This window comes from Rhodococcus sp. 06-235-1A (assembly GCF_002258785.1).
GTDB lineage: Bacteria > Actinomycetota > Actinomycetes > Mycobacteriales > Mycobacteriaceae > Rhodococcoides.
The window spans coordinates 338,693-355,077 of the sequence record NZ_NOYI01000013.1; the positions used below are offsets into that span (position 1 = coordinate 338,693).

Below are 16,385 nucleotides of genomic sequence, written 5' to 3' on the forward strand. Positions count from 1 at the left end.
CGCTCGAAAATCTCTGTACCATCGGTCGTCTGGACATTTCGGTCACTCACTGCGACCACGCCCAGTCTGTGTTGGACTACAGGGATGTCAATAACGGACAAGCCGGAAACCGGCGAGCAAGGACTCGGCACCAGCCTCAAGCCTCGGCACGTGACGATGATTTCGATCGCCGGAGTGATCGGTGCCGGATTGTTCGTCGGCTCCGCCAACGCCATCGCAACCGCAGGACCTGCGGTGCTGTTGGCCTATTTCTTCGCCGGACTCCTGGTGATCCTGGTGATGCGCATGCTCGGGGAAATGGCCACCGCCAACCCCGACACCGGTTCGTTCTCCACGTATGCCACACGCGCACTGGGACATTGGGCCGGCTTTTCCGTCGGCTGGCTGTACTGGTGGTTCTGGGTATTGGTGATCCCGGTCGAGGCGACAGCCGCAGCCGCCATTCTGACCAACTGGCTGGGCGGTGCGCAATGGATGTGGGCTCTGATCATCGTCGTCGCGCTCACCGCCACCAACCTGATCAGCGTCGGCAACTACGGTGAATTCGAGTTCTGGTTCGCGCTGGTGAAAGTGGTGGCCATCATCGCCTTCATCGCCCTCGGCATCGCAGCCATTCTGGGGTGGTTGCCGGACTCGGAAGTCAGCGGCGTGGACCAGCTTTGGGCCTCGGGCGGCTTCATGCCGCTCGGCTTCGGAGCAGTGATCGCGGCCATGCTGACGACGATGTTCTCGTTCATGGGATCGGAAATCGTCACCATCGCCGCGGCCGAATCGAAGGACCCCGCCAAGGGAATCACCCGCGCGACGAACTCGGTGATCTGGCGAATCTCGATCTTCTACTTCGGGTCGATCTTCATCATCGTTGCGTTGGTGCCCTGGAACGAACTGGATCCAGCAACCGGCTCGTACCAGTACGTGCTGTCCAAAATGGGAATCCCGCACGCGGAGACCATCATGGACATCGTCATTCTCACGGCCGTCGCGTCGTGCCTGAATTCAGCGCTCTATACGGCGTCGCGCATGCTGTATTCGCTCGGTGATCGAGGTGACGCACCCAAGGCCGTCAAGAAGATCACGTCCAACGGAGTGCCGTGGATCGCCGTGATCGCATCGATGGTGCTCGGCTTCCTCGCCGTCGTCGGCAACTACATCCTGCCCGAGAAGCTCTTCACCTACCTGCTGGCAACCACCGGTGCCGTGGCGCTGTTCGTCTACCTCGCCATCGCCAGCAGTCAACTTGTTCTGCGACGTCAACTGGACCGCGACGGCGAACGCCCCGCCGTCCTGATGTGGCTGTACCCGTGGCTTACTTACCTGGCCATCGGATTCATCGTCTTCGTCCTGGTGATGATGGTGGTGCGGCCGGAGCAGCGTTCTTCGATCCTGCTGTCGGCCGTGCTTGCAGCAGTGACGGTGATCGGTGGAGTCCTCGTTCAACGCCGAAACACGCGGCGCGACACTGTGGCCGCCCGCGTGCCCGGTGACTCGGCCTAGATCCCGGCGTACACCTGCCGGTACAGGTCGACGATCTGCTCGGCAGTGGGCACAACCGGATTGTTGCCGGGGCTACCCGAGGCGAGAGCCTGCTCGGCCATCAACGGCAACAGGTCTTCCCACTTCGCCTTGTCGATACCGAACGTCTCCGGCGTCGGAACCTCGACCTCACGGCACAGTGTGACGATCGCGTCCTGCAACTTGCCACCGGCAACCTGATCCGAATCGCCTTCCGACGCCGCTCCGAGCGCACGAGCGCAATCGGCGTAGCGGGCCTGTGCCCCGGCGATCGAGAATGCGGTGACGGCAGGCAGCAGCATCGCGTTGGACAGCCCGTGTGCCACATGGAAATGCGCACCGATGGGACGACTCATCCCGTGCACCAGACAGACACTCGCGTTGGAGAATGCCATGCCGGCCTGCGTCGAGGCATGCATCATCGCCTCACGCGCCTGCCGGTCGTCGCCGTCCCGGTACGCCCGCAGCAGCGACGTCCCGATCGTGCGAATCGCACTGAGCGCCAAACCGTTGGAGATGGGGTTGGCCTTCTTGCTGACGTACGCCTCGATGGCATGCGTCAGTGCGTCGACCCCGGTATCGGCCGTCAGACGTGCGGGCATCGACATCGTCAACTCGAAGTCGATGATCGATGCGATCGGGAGAAAGGACAGGCCGGGGCACAGCATTTTCTCGTCAGAGGCGACATCGGTGATGATGGTGAACTGGGTTGCCTCCGAACCACTTCCGGCCGTGGTGGGAATGGCGATGATCGGCAGGGCCGGTCCGGTCGACAGCACAGGAGCCTTGAAGTCCCGCATCGTGCCGCCCTGCACCGCGAGAATGGCCAGCGCCTTGGCGGTGTCCATGGGACTTCCCCCACCGAACCCGATGATCGAATCGGCCGAATGCTGCTGCACCGCATCGAGACCGGCGACCAACGAATCGGTGGTCGGATCCGGCACTGTGCCCGAGAACAGCGCGGGTGTCTTTCCGGCGTCGGTCATGATCTTCATCAAGCGATCCGCCGATCCGTTTCCGGCCATGAATGCATCGGTGACGAGCAGCGGGCGCGAGACATTCAGGTCGGTCAGTACCGTCCCCAGCTCGTCGACTGCGCCGCCGCCCAGCTTGAGGAACCGAGGAAACGAAATATTGGCAACCATGGTGTGCTCCTTCGCGGGGTGACCATGTGCGCGGAACTTCGTAACCTGCTACGAAGTTCCGTGCACATGCGTTAGCTCTTTTTCGGGGCTCAGCTGTTTTCGGGGAATCCGAGGTTGATGCCGCCGTGGCTGGGGTCGAGCCAGCGGCTGGTGACGGCCTTTCCTCGGGTGAAGAAGTGCACTCCTTCGGTGCCGTGGGCGTGGCTGTCGCCGAAGAGGGAGTTCTTCCAACCACCGAAGCTGTAGTAGGCCATGGGAACCGGGATCGGCACGTTGATGCCGACCATGCCGACCTCCACCTCGTTCTGGAAGCGTCGTGCCGCGCCGCCGTCGTTGGTGAAGATGGCGGTGCCGTTGCCGTAGGGATTGTCGTTGATCAGCTGCAGCGCGTCGTCGTAGGTGTCGACGCGGACGACCGAGAGAACCGGTCCGAAGATCTCGTCGGTGTAGACGCTCATCTCGGGGGTGACGTTGTCGATCAGGGTGGGGCCGAGCCAGAATCCGTTGTCGGCACCGTCGGGATGTACGGTGCGTCCGTCGACGACGAGGGTGGCTCCGGCGGCTTCGCCTGCATCGACGTAGGAGGCGACCTTGTCTCGGTGTGCCTTGGTGACGAGTGGTCCCATGTCTGCGCCGCGGGTGCCGTCGCCGGTGACCAGCGGCGTGGTGCGTTCGGCGATCTTGGCCACGAGTTCGTCGGCGATGTTTCCCACGGCCACGAGGGCGGAGATGGCCATGCATCGTTCGCCTGCGGAGCCGAAGCCGGCGTTGACCATGGCGTCGGCGGCGAGGTCGAGATCTGCATCGGGGAGGACGACAGCGTGGTTCTTGGCACCGCCGAGGGCTTGGACGCGCTTTCCGTGGGCGGTGCCGGTGGAGTACACGTACTGCGCGATGGGGGTGGAGCCGACGAAGGAGATCGATTTGATCTTCTTGTTCTCGAGGAGTTCGTCGACGGCCACCTTGTCGCCCTGCAGGACGTTGAAGACGCCGTCGGGCAGGCCGGCTTCGGCCCACAGCTTTGCCAGCCAGATGCTGGCGCTCGGATCCTTCTCGGACGGCTTGAGGACCACGGTGTTACCGGCCGCGATGGCGATGGGGAAGAACCACATCGGGACCATGGCGGGAAAGTTGAAGGGGGAGATGATGCCGACGGGTCCGAGTGGCTGACGGATGGAGTAGACGTCGACGCCGGTCGACGCGTTCTCGGTGTATCCACCCTTGAGCAGATGCGCCATGCCGCACGCGAATTCGACAACTTCTTGGCCGCGCGAGATCTCACCGAGGGCGTCGGAGAGAACCTTGCCGTGCTCGGCGGTGATGATCTCGGCGAGCTCGTTCTTCTTGGCGTTCAACAGCTCTCTGAAGGAGAACAGGATGGAGGTTCGTTTGGCGAGAGAGGTGTCGCGCCACGCCGGGAATGCGGCTGCGGCGGCGTCGATGACCGCGCGTGCATCGCCGGTGTCTGCCAGGGCAAGCGTGCCCGTGACCTCGCCGGTTGCGGGGTTGGTGACGGGGGAAGTCCGGTCGGACTTGCCGGAGTAGGTCTTGCCATCGATCCAGTGCGCAATGACGTCGGTCAACGTTCTGTTCCTTCCATCGGTGTGTCTCGAGTCTCACTGGTACCGATGCACATGTCAAAGGCCAATTTCGCAGATTGCCGTGCAGAAATGCACAGGGGGATAGGCTGGGCGAGTGTTCAATCCAGACCACCTCCGCTACTTCCTCGAAGTGTCGAGAACGGGACGGTTGACCGACGCGTCTCGGACGCTCGGTGTGGACCACACCACCGTCGGCCGCCGCATAACAGCGCTCGAAAAGTCGGCCGGGCAACGACTTTTCGACAGAACCCCGGCGGGTTGGCGACTGACCGAGGCGGGGCGTCGACTCGTCGGATACGCCGAAACCGTGGAGTCGACGCTGATCGCGGCGTTCGAGGATCAGACGTCCGACACCGGATCGCTGCGCGGCACAGTTCGTATCGCGGCCCCGGACGGATTCGGGGCATTCGTCCTGACACCGAAACTCGGCGTGCTCAGAGACAAACACCCCGATCTCGACATCGAATTGGTCACCGCCACCGAGCACAACTCGTTGGCCACCAGGGAATTCGACATAGCGATCACGTTGGAACGACCGTCGCCGAGATTCGTGGAGACCCGCAGGCTGGCGACGTACTCACTCGAGCTCTACGCCACCGCAACGTATCTCGCCGCCATGTCGCCGATCCGTACCGTCGACGATCTCCGGGGCCACACGCTGATCTCGTACGTCGATGCTCTACTCGATGTCGCGCCGCTGCGAATACTCGACGCGATCGTGCCGGAGGGTCGTGCGCAGATTCAGACCAACAACATCACCGGACAGTGGATCGCGGCGAGATCCGGTGTGGGAATTGCGCCGTTGCCCAGCTACATCGGCGAGCCAGACGACGCCCTCATGTCGGTGTTGCCCGGCCTCGTCTCGGTCAAGAGGACGTATTGGACGGTGGTACCGCGAGAGCTGACCGGTCTGGCGCGGGTGAAGGCCGTCGACGAATTCCTTCGTTCGGTGGTGACCGACGAGCAGCATCTCTTTCCTGTGCCGTAGTAACTACGGGAGAAGTGCACAGCGCGAGATGGCCGGTGGCCGTTCGATTTTGGACGTTCGGATGAGACCGTCGTCTCGTGACGACCGACACACGTGACGGGGGCCTCAAACGAGTAGGAATTGGCCTACTGGCGGGTAACAATCGTGTACAGCCAAGTCCGCACTGCGGATCCGCACCAGATTCTGGGGGAATCATGACAATGTTCGTAATGGCAGCCGTCGGCTTCGTAGGAATGGCAATCGCGCTGCTCAACGACGGAAGCGACATCGACTTCCGCAACCGACAACTGGCAAGCGCGTACCGCCACCGCTGGGCCTGACACACCGGGTTTCGGCACCGGATACGCAGTTGGCAAGATTCGAGGGATGTGGACACACCCCCGAGCGATCGGCTTACTGATCGGCTACGGCCTCGATCGATTGTTCGCAGACCCTCGGCGCTGGCATCCGGTCGCCGGCTTCGGTACGACAGCACTGCACGTCGAACGAGTTTCCTACCGTGACAGCAAAGTCTTCGGCGTCTTCCATGCTGTGACGCTGATCGGCTCGGTGGCCGCTCTTGGAATCGGGTCGAGCCACGTGGCCACTCGGCTGGGCGCACCTGCCGACACTGCTCTGGTCGCCGCCGCCACCTGGGCCGCTCTGGGGGGAACGTCGCTGTCCAGGGTGGGTGGGCAGATGGCTGATCGGCTCGACAGCGACGACCTGATGGCTGCACGCACACTGCTGCCGTCGCTGTGTGGGCGCGATCCGGAATCACTCGACTCCGACGGACTGGCGCGCGCCGCACTCGAATCCATCGCGGAGAACACGTCCGACGCCGCCGTGGGCGTTCTGGTGTGGGGAGCGTTGGCAGGGGTGCCGGGAATTCTGGCCTACCGCGCGAGCAACACGCTCGACGCAATGGTCGGGTACCGGTCTCCCAAATATCTGCGCTTCGGTTGGGCCGCAGCGCGAATAGACGACGTGATGAACCTGGTGCCCGCCCGGGTGACCGGGCTGGCGACGGTCCTGACGGCACCTCTGGTGCACGGCTCTGCCGTTGGGGCAGCACACATGTGGCGTCGCGATGCGTCGAAGCACCCCAGCCCGAATGCAGGAGTTGCCGAGGCCTCGGCCGCAGGCGCGCTGGGCCTGCGGCTCGGAGGCAGAACGCAGTACCGACATGGCGTCGAGAACCGGCCGACCCTGGGCGACGGGCCCTCGCCCACGGCGCGCGACTTACGTCGTGCGGTCACGCTCTCGACTCGGGTGCAGGAACTGACGGCGCTCGCGTCAGCGATTCTTGCCGTAGCGATCGGCCAGGCGAGGGTCCGACGGCACCGTCGGGCGTGACGCAGCCCGCGCTCTGGCCCGCTTCTCGCGTCGCGTGGGAAGAGTGAACTCCTCCTCTTCCTGCTCGGAACCGGGTTGGACGTTCGGGAGGGACTGATCGTCGGGCATCGGTTCCGGCTCGCCGGACATGGCGTCGGCGAGTTCGGTGCGAGATGCGCGTCGTTCCCTGATCTCGGCGCGAACGAAGTACGCCAGACCCAGCGGTGCCATGATCCCGAACGCCAGCCACTGCAGGCCGTAGGAGAGGTACGGCCCTGCATCGGTCTGGGGCAATTCGATCAGGCCCAGTCCGCCCGGCTGATCGTCGTCGAGCTGCAGGTACCCGTCGATCGCATCGACGCCGACCGCCGCGCCGATCTGTTCCGGGTTGATGTTGTAGACCTGCAGATGTCCGTCTTCCTCGATCGGCTCCCGTGAGGTGCCCTCGGCCTGGCGCACCCGTGCGTTGAGCGTGACCTGGCCGGTGGGTGCCGGCGCGAACTCGGGTGGTCTGGTGCCCTCCACAGGCAGTACGTACCCACGATTGACCAGCACGGTGGGCCCGTCGTCGATCACGAACGGGGTGATGACCTCGTACGCGGGCTGCTCACGGATGCTCCGCAGCCGCACCAGGGCCTCGGAATCGGCGAGATAGGACCCGGTGGCGATGACTCGTCGCCATTCGTCGTCGGCCGGAAAGCCATTGGCGGTGAGGATGTCCGAGATCGGCACCGGATCTGCGTCGACCGACCGGGTGATCAGGTCGTTGCGTGCAGAGGTCGACGTGTTCTTACCCAGCTGCCACGGAGCGAGCACGCTGAAGCACAGAAATGCGAAGGCCAGCGCGACGGCAGCCAGCACCAACCACTTCGGACGCAGCAAGAACCCTAACTTCTCCACCCCACCACGGTAGCCGGATCAGCCGGGAAGCCGGGACCGTGCCCAGTCCAACAGTCCGGGGACGGCACTTTCGATCTGCTCGCGCACCTCGGTGAACGCGGAATCGGACGAATAGTACGGATCGGCAACCGACGAATCGTCGGCATCGGGATCGAACGACCGCAATAGTGCTACCCGCTCGGCCGGCGCACCGAGCTGCAGCAGCGCCTTCGCATGACCGGAGTCGAGCGCGACGATCAGATCGGCCGCCAGGTGATCAGGTCCCACCTGCGCTGCCTCGTGCTCACCGTCGTAACCGTGGGCAACGAGCTCGGCGACGGTGCGGGGATCGGCACCGTCGCCCACATGCCAGCCGCCGGTTCCAGCACTCGACACCCGCACGGCATCGGCGAGACCGGCATCGCGCAGATGCGCCGCGAAGACCTTCTCGGCCATCGGCGATCGGCAGATGTTTCCGGTGCAGACGAACGTCACGTGCAGTGGCTCGCTCACTTCGCTGCCGCCGTGTTCTGTTCGAGCACCGCAGCCAACTCGTCCATGCTGGACGCCGTGAACGCGGCGTCGTCGCTCTCGCCGTCGATGCCGTACCCCCATTCGACGTAGACGGTCGGAATGCCGAATCGACCGGCACCGTGGACGTCATGATCTCGATCACCGATCATGATCACTCCTGCAGTGCCGCCGTCCGCGGATTCGACCGGCTCGATGCCGAGGTTGGTCAGCGAATGCGCGATGACATCGGACTTCGCCCGGCGGGTGCCGTCGTTGCTCGCACCTCCGATGAACTCGAAGTACCGAGACAGACCGAAGTGGTCGAGAATCCGAACGGCGAAGCGCTCCGACTTGGATGTCGCCACACCGAGGCGAATTCCGCGATCCTGCAATCGCGTCAACACCGACTCGATGCCGTCGAACGCGGTGTTCTCGGCCCAGCCCCGCTCGTCGTAGCGCTGGAAGTACGCCGCCAGTGCTCGCTGCGCTGCATCCTCGTCCAGGCCGAGCCCGCGCAACGTGTCGATCAGCGGTGGTCCGACGACCAGCGACAGCTGCTCTTCGGTCGGTTCCGGGGCATCCACCGAAGCCAGCGCATGGCGAAAGCCGGCATGAATTCCCGGTGCGGAATCGGTCAACGTCCCATCGAGATCGAACAGGACAACGGACGCGGGGGGAACGGCAGACATGATCGGAGCCTATCGGTGCGGATTGCTCGACGACGGCGGCGGCTACGCTCGTCGCGATGTCCGATACAACTGGCGAACCAAACGCGCTCCTTCGTCACCACGGAGACGTGGAGGTCGATTCCGGATTCGTCGACTTCGCCGTCAACGTACGGGGCGACGGTCCGCCGACATGGCTTCGCGATCGGCTGTCCGCAGCACTGAGTTCACTGGGCTCGTACCCGAACGCTGCGGCCGAGTACGCCGCACGCGAGCAGGTCGCCGCACACCACGGCCGCTCACCGAACGAAGTTCTGCTGCTCAGCGGTGGGGCAGAGGGTTTCTCGATGCTTCCGCGTTTGGAGCCACGCCTCGCGGCAACGATTCATCCGTCCTTCACCGAGCCCGATTGGGTGCTGGAGCAGGCGGGCATTCCGGTGAACCGAGTGCTCCTGCCGCCGCCCTTCGAACTCGATCCGACGCTCGTGCCCGATACCGCCGACATGGTGATCATCGGCAACCCGACCAACCCGACGTCGGTACTGCACCCATGCCAGACGGTCCTGAGCCTGCGTCGGCCCGGCCGCACTCTGGTGATCGACGAGGCCTTCGCCGACGCAGTGATCGGAGCGGGAGAGTCGGCCGCGTCGCAGAGCCTGGAGGACGTGCTGGTTCTGCGGAGCCTGACAAAGACATGGGCGTTGGCGGGGTTGCGGTGCGGATACGCGCTGGGGCACCCTGACGTTCTCGCGAGGATGCAGCACGGCCGCGCGCACTGGCCGCTGGGGAGTCTGCAGATCGAAGCGATCCGCGCCTGCACCGAACCGTTTGCCGTCGATCAAGCACGTGCCGAATCCGAGCGCATCGACCGCGAACGATCTGCGATGATCGGCCGACTGGATGCACTCGGTCTGGAGATATCCGGCTCGGCCCGGGCACCGTTTCTGCTGGTGCGCATCGAGGGTGCCGATCTGGTTCGAGAACGCCTGCGCACGATGGGTATTGCGGTCCGCCGCGGTGACACGTTCCCGGGGCTCGACCGTCACTACCTGCGCGTCGCGGTACGGGACTCGCAGCAGGTCGACATACTGGTTGACGCGTTGAAGACCGTTCTGTGAGGAGAGCAGCGAACATGGCAGTGACACTGGCCGATGTCATCGATGTACTCGACGACGCGTACCCACCACGCCTGGCCGAGAGCTGGGACTCGGTGGGCCTGGTGTGTGGAGATCCCAAAGCTGTTGTGCAGCAGGTTGTCTACACCGTCGACGTCACCGATGCAGTGGTCGACGACGCCATCGCCTGGGGTGCCGATCTGATCGTGGCCCACCACCCATTGCTGCTCAAAGGCGTCGACACCGTCGCGGCAGACACCGCGAAGGGCTCGGTGATCCACCGCCTGATCAAGGCCGACTGCGCACTGTTCACCGCCCACACCAATGCGGACTCCGCCGATCCCGGCGTCTCCGACGCACTCGCGTCCGCGCTCGGGGTGATCGACACCCGGCCACTCGACCCCATTCCTGCTCCCGCGCACGACAAGTGGGTGGTCTTCGTACCGACCTCCGACTCGGCCTCGGTACGACAGGCCCTGTTCGACGCCGGAGCCGGACAGATCGGCGACTACAGCGAAGCCAGTTGGCAGAGTGCGGGTCTCGGCCAATTCCGTCCAGGTCCGAACGCACATCCGACGCTCGGTGTTCTCGGCGAGGTGCACACCGAGGCGGAGGATCGCATCGAAGTTGTTGCCCCCAAAGGATCACGTGCTCAGGTACTTTCGGCGATGCGTCGGGCACACCCGTACGAGGAGCCCGCGTTCGATGTCTTCGAGTCCGCGGCCTTACCGTCGTGCACCGGCCTGGGGCGCATCGGGAAGCTGCCGAGTCCGATGACACTGGCCGAGTTCACCGACGTCGTCCGCGAGGCGTTACCTGCGACGACGTGGGGAGTACGCGCTGCAGGAAATCCCGAGGCCACGGTCTCGGTGGTTGCGATGTGTGGGGGAGCAGGCGATTCGTTCCTGTCTGCAGTCGCGCGAACCGACGCCGATGTGTACGTCACTTCGGATCTGCGGCACCACCCGGTCGACGAGCACTTGCGCGCAGGCGGCCCCGCGGTGATCGACACCGCGCACTGGGCCTCGGAGTTCCCGTGGTGCGAACAGGCACGCAGCATCGTCGACGCCGCGTTCGGTGACACGGACGGCTGGAGCAGCCGGGTCACCGACGTGCGCACCGACCCGTGGACCATCTGACCCGTGGCTGGGCAGGAGTGGAGCCTACAGAAACGACCTTGATGGCCTGTATCCGGCTATCTCGGTTTCGGGTAGCCGGTAGGGTGATCTCTTACCAACTTCCATAGTCGCAGGAGTCATCAAGCGTGAACGTCGATCCCAAAGTCCAGGCCTCGCTGCTCGAATTGGCCGGTGTGGATACCGAACTCTCGCAGATCGCCCACCGCCGCAAGAGCCTGCCCGAGCAGCAGGAGGTGGACAAGCTCGAGACCGAGCGCACCACCCGTAAGGACGCCGCGGTGACGGTGCAGATCTCGATGGACGACCTCGATCGGGACATCCGGAAACTCGAAGGCGAGGTCGACGCGGTTCGTCAACGCGAGGCTCGCGACAAGAAGATGCTCGAGAGCGGCACCATCGCGCCGAAGCAGATGACGGAGTTGCAGCACGAGCTCGGCAGCCTCGAGCGTCGCCAGGGCATCCTGGAGGAGGAACTGCTCGAGGTCATGGAGCAGCGTGAGGCCAGCGAACGTGACTACGAGCACGCCGGTGCGCAGCTCACCCAGATCGAGGACGAGCTCGTCGACGCCGGCCGCCGCCGCGACGACGCCGTCGCAGATCTCGATGTTGCCGAGAAGCGCAGCGCCGAGCGCCGCGAATCGTTGGTCTCGGGACTGCCCGCGGATCTGCTTGCGCTCTACGAGAAGCAGCGAGCCCTGACCGGTCGCGGTGCGGCGTTGCTGCAGGCTCGCCGTTGTGGGGCATGCCGAATCGAGCTCGACCGCAACGAGATCGCCAGCATTGCCAACAAGCCCGCGGACGCTCTGATTCGCTGCTCCGAGTGCAACGCAATCCTGGTGCGCACCAAGGAATCCGGAATTTGAGCCAGGTGTCGAGGGTCGTTGCCGAGGCCGACGGTGGATCGCGCGGAAACCCCGGGCCCGCTGGATACGGCGCAGTGGTGTTCAGCGCCGATCGCTCGCAGGTGCTCGCCGAGCGTCGGGCGTCGTTGGGAGTGGCGACCAACAACGTGGCCGAGTACAACGGCCTGATCGCTGCACTGACTGCGGCACGCGATATCGGGGCCCGTGAGGTTGCCGTGCGCATGGACTCGAAGCTCGTCGTCGAACAGATGTCCGGACGCTGGAAAGTGAAACACCCGGACATGATTCCGCTTCAGCGCAAAGCCGCCGAACTGGCTCGCGGCTTCGATTCCGTCACCTACGAGTGGATTCCGCGCGCCCAGAACTCGCACGCCGATGGGCTGGCCAACGAGGCGATGGACGCAGCGGCCGAGGGTGTGGACCTGTCGGAACGACCCGACGCCGAGCCGGTCGCGAAGAAGGCCGAGTCGCCCGGGTGGACCGGTGCGATGGGGGAGCCGACGCGCCTGCTGCTGTTGCGTCACGGGCAGACCCCCATGTCGGTCGACCGACGATACTCCGGCCGCGGCAATCCTGACTTGACGGAACTGGGACAACGCCAAGCAGATTCTGCCGCAACGGTTCTCGGTGCACGGACAGACATCGACGCCATCGTGGCCTCGCCGCTCGCGCGCGCCCAACAGACTGCTGCGGCGACCGCCGACCGCCTGGGACTGCCCGTCACCACCGTGGACGGACTCATCGAGACCGATTTCGGAGACTGGGAAGGGCTGACGTTCACCGAGGCCATGGAACGTCACCCCGAGGTCCATCGGGCATGGCGAGGCGATACCTCCGTCGCACCGCCGAACGGGGAGAGCTTCGACGCGGTGCGCGTACGCATCGAAGCGACCCGCGATCAGTTGCTCGCCGAGTACGCCGGGAAAACCCTATTGGTGGTGACCCACGTGACCCCGATCAAGATGCTGCTGCAACTTGCTCTCGACGTCGGACCGTCGCTGCTGTATCGACTGCACCTCGATCTGGCGTCACTGAGCATCGCGGAGTTCTACCCCGACGGTGGGGCATCGGTGCGATTGGTGAACGACACCTCGCACTTGGCTGGACTGGCCTGATCGCTCCGCTGGTATGCGGGACTCGGCTTCAACGACTACGTGGAGCTTGTGTAACTTCGGCCCGTTCCACTAGTGCGTCACGCGAAGGCACGCAATGTTCTACAGACGTGTGTTTGTTGCAGCGGCGATCTGCCACGGTGTCACAGTCCGAGACCTCGCGATTGACTATCGGACCTCAGTAGAGACGGGATCGAGTAGTAGAAGACAGGTCCTCACCTCGAATTCCTCCACGATCGCGGTGACTCGTAGAGAGTCGGGGACACTCAACGTGTCCGGGATGCCAGGGCCGGTGAGCCCTAGGTCAGACACGATATTTACGTCCCGAAACTGCAAATTCGGCCCACCGCCGTCACTTTCGTCGCAATCCCTGGCACCGATCAAAATGTCGTAGCGAGTTTCGTAATCTTCGTGGTTGTCTATCGCCGCAAAATGTGACCATCGAACTGGATGCTCTGGCCCGCGTACTGACCAGCGAATAGGCGACTAATTGGTCAGACGTGTCCGTAGCGCGGACGATCCGCGCGAGATCCACCGTGTACTGCACCGCCCCGAATGCCGCGGCGGCGATGGTGCCGATCGCATAATCAACTGCACAGTTTTACAACAATGCGCTCCAGCCGTTTCGTTTGGAAGCGCCAGACCGGTGAGACCTGTGTCACGTTAGGGGATGTGTGTCAGCTAGTCCCGACGCGGCCGTGACCAGCGAATACCAAGCATGTTGTTCGCAACATCTCGTGTTCTAGGGAGATGTCGGACACTAGGTGTAGTGTTTGATCTCGAAACGACGAAGGCCCCCGACTCGCGGGGGTAGGCCGAAGTCGGGGGTCCGTCTGAACGCATTGGGGAATGCAGTTTTGACGGTACACCTGATACGTCAGCCCCTCGCCCGAGGGGAGGCGTTGGCCGTTCCTGGATCGCTTCAGATATGGAGGGCTCTAATGAGCTCTCGTTCCACACGGGTTTCCCGTGGCACCAAGACCGTCCGTATGCCGGTTCGTATCAAGACCAGCAGCGGAACCAGGACTACGAGCGTCCCGGTGAAGGTCACCACGACGACCCGCACCACCACCTTCAAGCCGTAAGGCTGCGGGGTTAGGCCGGGAGGCTGTTTAGGCAGCCTCCCGGCTGGCCCCGAGGTATTGGTGATCTGACTCAGCGATTAGGCACGGTCAGGAGGTGAATCATGGCCAAAGGCAAATCCAGCAGCTCCAAGGGCAGTGCTCGCAGCGCTATAACGGGCAAATACGTCTCGCCGAAGTACGCTGCCTCGCATCCGAAGACGACGGTTGTCGAGTCTCGCAAGAAGTAACCCCGACTCGAAGCTTGGCCTCCGGGGTCTCGACAAGGTTCTTGAAGAACCAAGTCGAGGTCCCGGAGTTCCGCTCTAATTCGACGGAGATTCGCACGGCAGATTCGGACAGACTGAACTGCGGTGAGTCTCCATAAGCGAAGGTGGCCCTGAATGCTCGGAGACTTGGCAGCGTCCATACTCGGACCCATAGCCGACAAGGTACTTGGAAAGAGTCTTCGGGCATCACGAGTGTCGGTAGAGCTAATTGGCGATCCTCCCTACGGGCGACTCGCGAACTACTTCTTCCCCGGTGTGTCACACCCATCCGACCTTGAATACGGCCTGTACGCCAGCGGCCCACGCGACGCCTATGGAATCCCCTACCGCCGCTGGGTTAATGCCAACGGCGGCGTACCACTCCACATGACAGCTTTTCAGCTCGTAATCCAATGCGTCGGAGACCACAACGTCATGCTTGTCGGTGGCCACGCGATTACGACGGTCCTGGGTGACTTGCGCGGTGTAGCGGTTGTCCACCCATCGGGAGGGCCGATCGATTCGGATCGGCTTGAGATCAACCTCGAAGACGGGGAACTACTATGTTTCCCCTATAGGGCTCCCTTCGAGCCGTCAGAGCCGATTCCACTCCAATACCAGATCGAACCGTCGCGCTCGCAGTCGTTCGACGTGTACGCCAGCGTCGGTTCGCAAGCATTGTCATGGTATCTCGAACTCGATTTTCTAGTCGATGGCAAACGGATTACAAAGACCGTGACGCAGAGCAAAGAAGCGCCTTTCGTCACTGTTCCCTTCGGCCACCCGGGGATAGAGGCGGAGTTCCACCAAACTGAAACCGGTTGGGAGCGAATCTAGGCTCGCTCTCACAAGCTCGGTACCAATTTGTTCACTGACAACCGTTGTGCACCGAACGCCACGAATTAGGCCCACAGCAGCACTAGCCCCTTTTTGATATACGCATTCTTCGCCTCGGTCAGCGACTCGACTAGAACGTTTAGCTGCAGTTCCCAGTCGGCAGTCGCCGTCTGGGCACTGGCGGGTTTGGAAAGATCACGCATCCACTCGTCCATTTTCTGCGCGTACGCGAAGATCGCTTCTCGGAGTGCAGCAGCAGATGGATCCAGTTCTGCGGGTCCGGTCAATCTCGGCGCTGCCGTTCTTGTGAAGTACACGCGCCAGGACTCGAGGTACTTAGCGTGCGAGGCCGCGATTGAGTTGTGTTGTCCCACTATGTCGTCCCACAGTTGGCGCATATCGTCGTGAACTTCGTTGGCCGCGTTCAGGAAATTGACATGCGCGTCGAACTGTCGATCCGCTATGTACTGCGCTCGATCCTTAACCCGTTGAGCTTCCGCATCCGTGTTCGTCTGGTTGTTGGCGAACAAGGTCACGCCACCGCCTACGGCTGCACCAATGAGCCCGCTGAGTGCACCGATCAATCCGATAGCGACTTCCAATTCCATTGGTCTACTAGACCATGCTCCAAGGCAAAACCGGCTCTGCTCGCCAGCGTGTACGTCCATCGTGTGAACATCGGGCAGGACAAGCCCGTCCAGCAGCTCGCAGACGAGCTGGGAAAGTCGCTGACGACCGTGAAGGGTCATTTGTGGCAGGCGCGTAAGCGCGGCCTACTCACCGGGTCCAGCGGACGCAAAGGCGGTCAGCTGACGCCCGAGGCGACGACGATCCTCGAACGAATCGTTCCCGCCGAGGGCTGACGCGGTCGGGTATGCCGTCTTCTGTACAAGTCGGTCTGACCTCGTGGCAGGGGATCTAGTACATCCCGGAATCGCCCTTTAGCTGAAAATGCTAGAAGCAAGTACCAACAGTTGGGCCAACACTACGAGGGCAGCCAAGACCACCGCAGCTCGCGTTAGGAGCTGGTTCGCCCTTTCAGCGGAGACCAACTCGGCATTGAGGACCGTGTCGTGTTTGAGTATGAAATCGACAACGTCGTCCGCGTTGCGAAGTTCGGCTTCTTCGACCTCGACTGTGGGTTCGGACCAATAGCTCCGCTGCCAAAATTGCGGCTTCCGAGGTCGCGTAAGGCGGTCAACTTCAGCCTGGATCACCAAAGCCAGCCTCTCTTTCTCCGGGCTAGTCGGCATGTCTTTGTGTATCTCGACCATCGTCTTGAGCGTTTCGTGTGGCTTCGAGCGATTGGTGTAGAGCACCACCAGTGCCCCGATTACTGCGGCCAGAACGTAGCCCCACGGATTCATAACGC

General features: G+C 63.1%; 20 protein-coding genes. 12 read left to right on the forward strand and 8 right to left on the reverse strand.

Annotated features, from left to right (window positions below; translation table 11 throughout):
- The first annotated feature begins 84 nt into the window (after nucleotides 1-84).
- Nucleotides 85-1,494: an amino acid permease gene (locus CH275_RS14665; protein WP_094679045.1), complete on the forward strand. Its 1,410-nt coding sequence runs from the start codon at nucleotides 85-87 to the stop codon at nucleotides 1,492-1,494.
- On the opposite strand, the gene CH275_RS14670 is transcribed toward CH275_RS14665, so the two are convergent.
- Both CH275_RS14670 and CH275_RS14675 read right to left on the reverse strand, forming a co-directional pair.
- Nucleotides 1,491-2,657: an iron-containing alcohol dehydrogenase gene (locus CH275_RS14670; protein WP_094679046.1), complete on the reverse strand. Its 1,167-nt coding sequence runs from the start codon at nucleotides 2,655-2,657 to the stop codon at nucleotides 1,491-1,493. The two genes, CH275_RS14665 and CH275_RS14670, sit on opposite strands and share 4 nt — an antisense overlap.
- An 89-nt stretch (nucleotides 2,658-2,746) precedes the next feature.
- Entirely contained in the window at nucleotides 2,747-4,240 is a 1,494-nt protein-coding gene (locus CH275_RS14675) for a CoA-acylating methylmalonate-semialdehyde dehydrogenase (protein ID WP_094679047.1), read from the reverse strand.
- Between the two features lie 112 nt (nucleotides 4,241-4,352).
- Here CH275_RS14675 and CH275_RS14680 point away from each other — a divergent pair, with 112 nt between their 5' ends.
- The 3 genes from CH275_RS14680 to CH275_RS14685 all read left to right on the forward strand — a co-directional run bounded on the left by CH275_RS14680 (nucleotide 4,353) and on the right by CH275_RS14685 (nucleotide 6,581).
- Nucleotides 4,353-5,246: a LysR family transcriptional regulator gene (locus CH275_RS14680; protein ID WP_094679048.1), complete on the forward strand. Its 894-nt coding sequence runs from the start codon at nucleotides 4,353-4,355 to the stop codon at nucleotides 5,244-5,246.
- Nucleotides 5,247-5,440: 194 nt separating this feature from the next.
- Entirely contained in the window at nucleotides 5,441-5,566 is a 126-nt protein-coding gene (locus CH275_RS30005) for a hypothetical protein (RefSeq protein ID WP_256991029.1), read from the forward strand.
- A 46-nt stretch (nucleotides 5,567-5,612) separates the two neighbouring features.
- Complete coding sequence (locus tag CH275_RS14685; protein WP_094679049.1) at nucleotides 5,613-6,581, forward strand: cobalamin biosynthesis protein; 969 nt, start codon at nucleotides 5,613-5,615, stop codon at nucleotides 6,579-6,581.
- On the opposite strand, the gene CH275_RS14690 is transcribed toward CH275_RS14685, so the two are convergent.
- From CH275_RS14690 to CH275_RS14700, 3 genes are read right to left on the reverse strand one after another with little or no spacing between them, the layout of a single operon-like run.
- The gene (locus tag CH275_RS14690; RefSeq protein WP_094679050.1) at nucleotides 6,522-7,460 is read right to left on the reverse strand and encodes an SURF1 family cytochrome oxidase biogenesis protein; all 939 of its coding nucleotides are present in this window, start codon (nucleotides 7,458-7,460) and stop codon (nucleotides 6,522-6,524) included. The two genes, CH275_RS14685 and CH275_RS14690, sit on opposite strands and share 60 nt — an antisense overlap.
- Nucleotides 7,461-7,478: 18 nt before the next feature.
- Nucleotides 7,479-7,952, reverse strand: a complete 474-nt coding sequence (locus CH275_RS14695) for a low molecular weight protein-tyrosine-phosphatase (protein ID WP_179276152.1) — start codon at nucleotides 7,950-7,952, stop codon at nucleotides 7,479-7,481.
- On the reverse strand, nucleotides 7,949-8,641 hold the full coding sequence (locus CH275_RS14700; protein ID WP_094679051.1) for an HAD-IA family hydrolase: 693 nt from the start codon (nucleotides 8,639-8,641) through the stop codon (nucleotides 7,949-7,951). Before CH275_RS14700 ends, CH275_RS14695 begins: the two co-directional genes overlap by 4 nt.
- A gap of 56 nt (nucleotides 8,642-8,697) precedes the next feature.
- Here CH275_RS14700 and cobC point away from each other — a divergent pair, with 56 nt between their 5' ends.
- The 4 genes from cobC to CH275_RS14720 all read left to right on the forward strand — a co-directional run bounded on the left by cobC (nucleotide 8,698) and on the right by CH275_RS14720 (nucleotide 12,849).
- Nucleotides 8,698-9,735: an Rv2231c family pyridoxal phosphate-dependent protein CobC gene (gene cobC, locus CH275_RS14705; RefSeq protein ID WP_094679052.1), complete on the forward strand. Its 1,038-nt coding sequence runs from the start codon at nucleotides 8,698-8,700 to the stop codon at nucleotides 9,733-9,735.
- A 14-nt stretch (nucleotides 9,736-9,749) separates the two neighbouring features.
- Entirely contained in the window at nucleotides 9,750-10,871 is a 1,122-nt protein-coding gene (locus CH275_RS14710) for a Nif3-like dinuclear metal center hexameric protein (protein ID WP_094679053.1), read from the forward strand.
- A 125-nt stretch (nucleotides 10,872-10,996) separates the two neighbouring features.
- Nucleotides 10,997-11,734, forward strand: a complete 738-nt coding sequence (locus CH275_RS14715; protein ID WP_057476052.1) for a zinc ribbon domain-containing protein — start codon at nucleotides 10,997-10,999, stop codon at nucleotides 11,732-11,734.
- A 5-nt stretch (nucleotides 11,735-11,739) separates the two neighbouring features.
- Nucleotides 11,740-12,849 carry a bifunctional RNase H/acid phosphatase gene (locus CH275_RS14720; protein WP_094679054.1) on the forward strand — a complete coding sequence of 370 codons (1,110 nt, stop codon included), beginning with the start codon at nucleotides 11,740-11,742 and terminating at the stop codon, nucleotides 12,847-12,849.
- Nucleotides 12,850-13,014: 165 nt separating this feature from the next.
- Here the strand turns inward: CH275_RS14720 and CH275_RS30395 are convergent, their stop codons facing one another.
- Nucleotides 13,015-13,326 carry a DUF4839 domain-containing protein gene (locus tag CH275_RS30395; RefSeq protein ID WP_143546782.1) on the reverse strand — a complete coding sequence of 104 codons (312 nt, stop codon included), beginning with the start codon at nucleotides 13,324-13,326 and terminating at the stop codon, nucleotides 13,015-13,017.
- A gap of 461 nt (nucleotides 13,327-13,787) precedes the next feature.
- Here CH275_RS30395 and CH275_RS29490 point away from each other — a divergent pair, with 461 nt between their 5' ends.
- The 3 genes from CH275_RS29490 to CH275_RS14725 all read left to right on the forward strand — a co-directional run bounded on the left by CH275_RS29490 (nucleotide 13,788) and on the right by CH275_RS14725 (nucleotide 15,013).
- Nucleotides 13,788-13,931 (forward strand): hypothetical protein, encoded by a 144-nt coding sequence (locus CH275_RS29490; protein WP_179276139.1) that lies wholly within the window; start codon nucleotides 13,788-13,790, stop codon nucleotides 13,929-13,931.
- Between the two features lie 101 nt (nucleotides 13,932-14,032).
- Nucleotides 14,033-14,158 carry a hypothetical protein gene (locus CH275_RS30010; protein WP_256991030.1) on the forward strand — a complete coding sequence of 42 codons (126 nt, stop codon included), beginning with the start codon at nucleotides 14,033-14,035 and terminating at the stop codon, nucleotides 14,156-14,158.
- Nucleotides 14,159-14,311: 153 nt separating this feature from the next.
- Nucleotides 14,312-15,013 carry a hypothetical protein gene (locus CH275_RS14725; RefSeq protein WP_143546778.1) on the forward strand — a complete coding sequence of 234 codons (702 nt, stop codon included), beginning with the start codon at nucleotides 14,312-14,314 and terminating at the stop codon, nucleotides 15,011-15,013.
- A 65-nt stretch (nucleotides 15,014-15,078) separates the two neighbouring features.
- Here the strand turns inward: CH275_RS14725 and CH275_RS14730 are convergent, their stop codons facing one another.
- Nucleotides 15,079-15,621, reverse strand: coding sequence for a hypothetical protein (locus CH275_RS14730; RefSeq protein ID WP_094679056.1), 543 nt, complete (start codon nucleotides 15,619-15,621; stop codon nucleotides 15,079-15,081).
- Between the two features lie 48 nt (nucleotides 15,622-15,669).
- Between CH275_RS14730 and CH275_RS14735 the strand changes: the two genes are divergently transcribed.
- Nucleotides 15,670-15,876: a sigma-70 family RNA polymerase sigma factor gene (locus CH275_RS14735; RefSeq protein WP_094679057.1), complete on the forward strand. Its 207-nt coding sequence runs from the start codon at nucleotides 15,670-15,672 to the stop codon at nucleotides 15,874-15,876.
- A gap of 78 nt (nucleotides 15,877-15,954) precedes the next feature.
- Here the strand turns inward: CH275_RS14735 and CH275_RS14740 are convergent, their stop codons facing one another.
- The gene (locus CH275_RS14740) at nucleotides 15,955-16,380 is read right to left on the reverse strand and encodes a hypothetical protein (protein ID WP_094679058.1); all 426 of its coding nucleotides are present in this window, start codon (nucleotides 16,378-16,380) and stop codon (nucleotides 15,955-15,957) included.
- Between the last annotated feature and the right edge of the window lie 5 nt (nucleotides 16,381-16,385).

Bases quoted from the DNA above. Each gene is read 5' to 3' on its own strand.
- CH275_RS30010 (WP_256991030.1), top strand. From the start codon at position 14,033: ATGGCCAAAGGCAAATCCAGCAGCTCCAAGGGCAGTGCTCGCAGCGCT.
- cobC (WP_094679052.1), top strand. From the start codon at position 8,698: ATGTCCGATACAACTGGCGAACCAAACGCGCTCCTTCGTCACCACGGA.
- CH275_RS14725 (WP_143546778.1), top strand. From the start codon at position 14,312: ATGCTCGGAGACTTGGCAGCGTCCATACTCGGACCCATAGCCGACAAG.
- CH275_RS14710 (WP_094679053.1), top strand. From the start codon at position 9,750: ATGGCAGTGACACTGGCCGATGTCATCGATGTACTCGACGACGCGTAC.
- CH275_RS14670 (WP_094679046.1), bottom strand. From the start codon at position 2,657: ATGGTTGCCAATATTTCGTTTCCTCGGTTCCTCAAGCTGGGCGGCGGC.
- CH275_RS14740 (WP_094679058.1), bottom strand. From the start codon at position 16,380: ATGAATCCGTGGGGCTACGTTCTGGCCGCAGTAATCGGGGCACTGGTG.
- CH275_RS14665 (WP_094679045.1), top strand. From the start codon at position 85: ATGTCAATAACGGACAAGCCGGAAACCGGCGAGCAAGGACTCGGCACC.
- CH275_RS14730 (WP_094679056.1), bottom strand. From the start codon at position 15,621: ATGGAATTGGAAGTCGCTATCGGATTGATCGGTGCACTCAGCGGGCTC.
- CH275_RS14700 (WP_094679051.1), bottom strand. From the start codon at position 8,641: ATGTCTGCCGTTCCCCCCGCGTCCGTTGTCCTGTTCGATCTCGATGGG.
- CH275_RS29490 (WP_179276139.1), top strand. From the start codon at position 13,788: ATGAGCTCTCGTTCCACACGGGTTTCCCGTGGCACCAAGACCGTCCGT.
- CH275_RS30005 (WP_256991029.1), top strand. From the start codon at position 5,441: ATGACAATGTTCGTAATGGCAGCCGTCGGCTTCGTAGGAATGGCAATC.
- CH275_RS14685 (WP_094679049.1), top strand. From the start codon at position 5,613: ATGTGGACACACCCCCGAGCGATCGGCTTACTGATCGGCTACGGCCTC.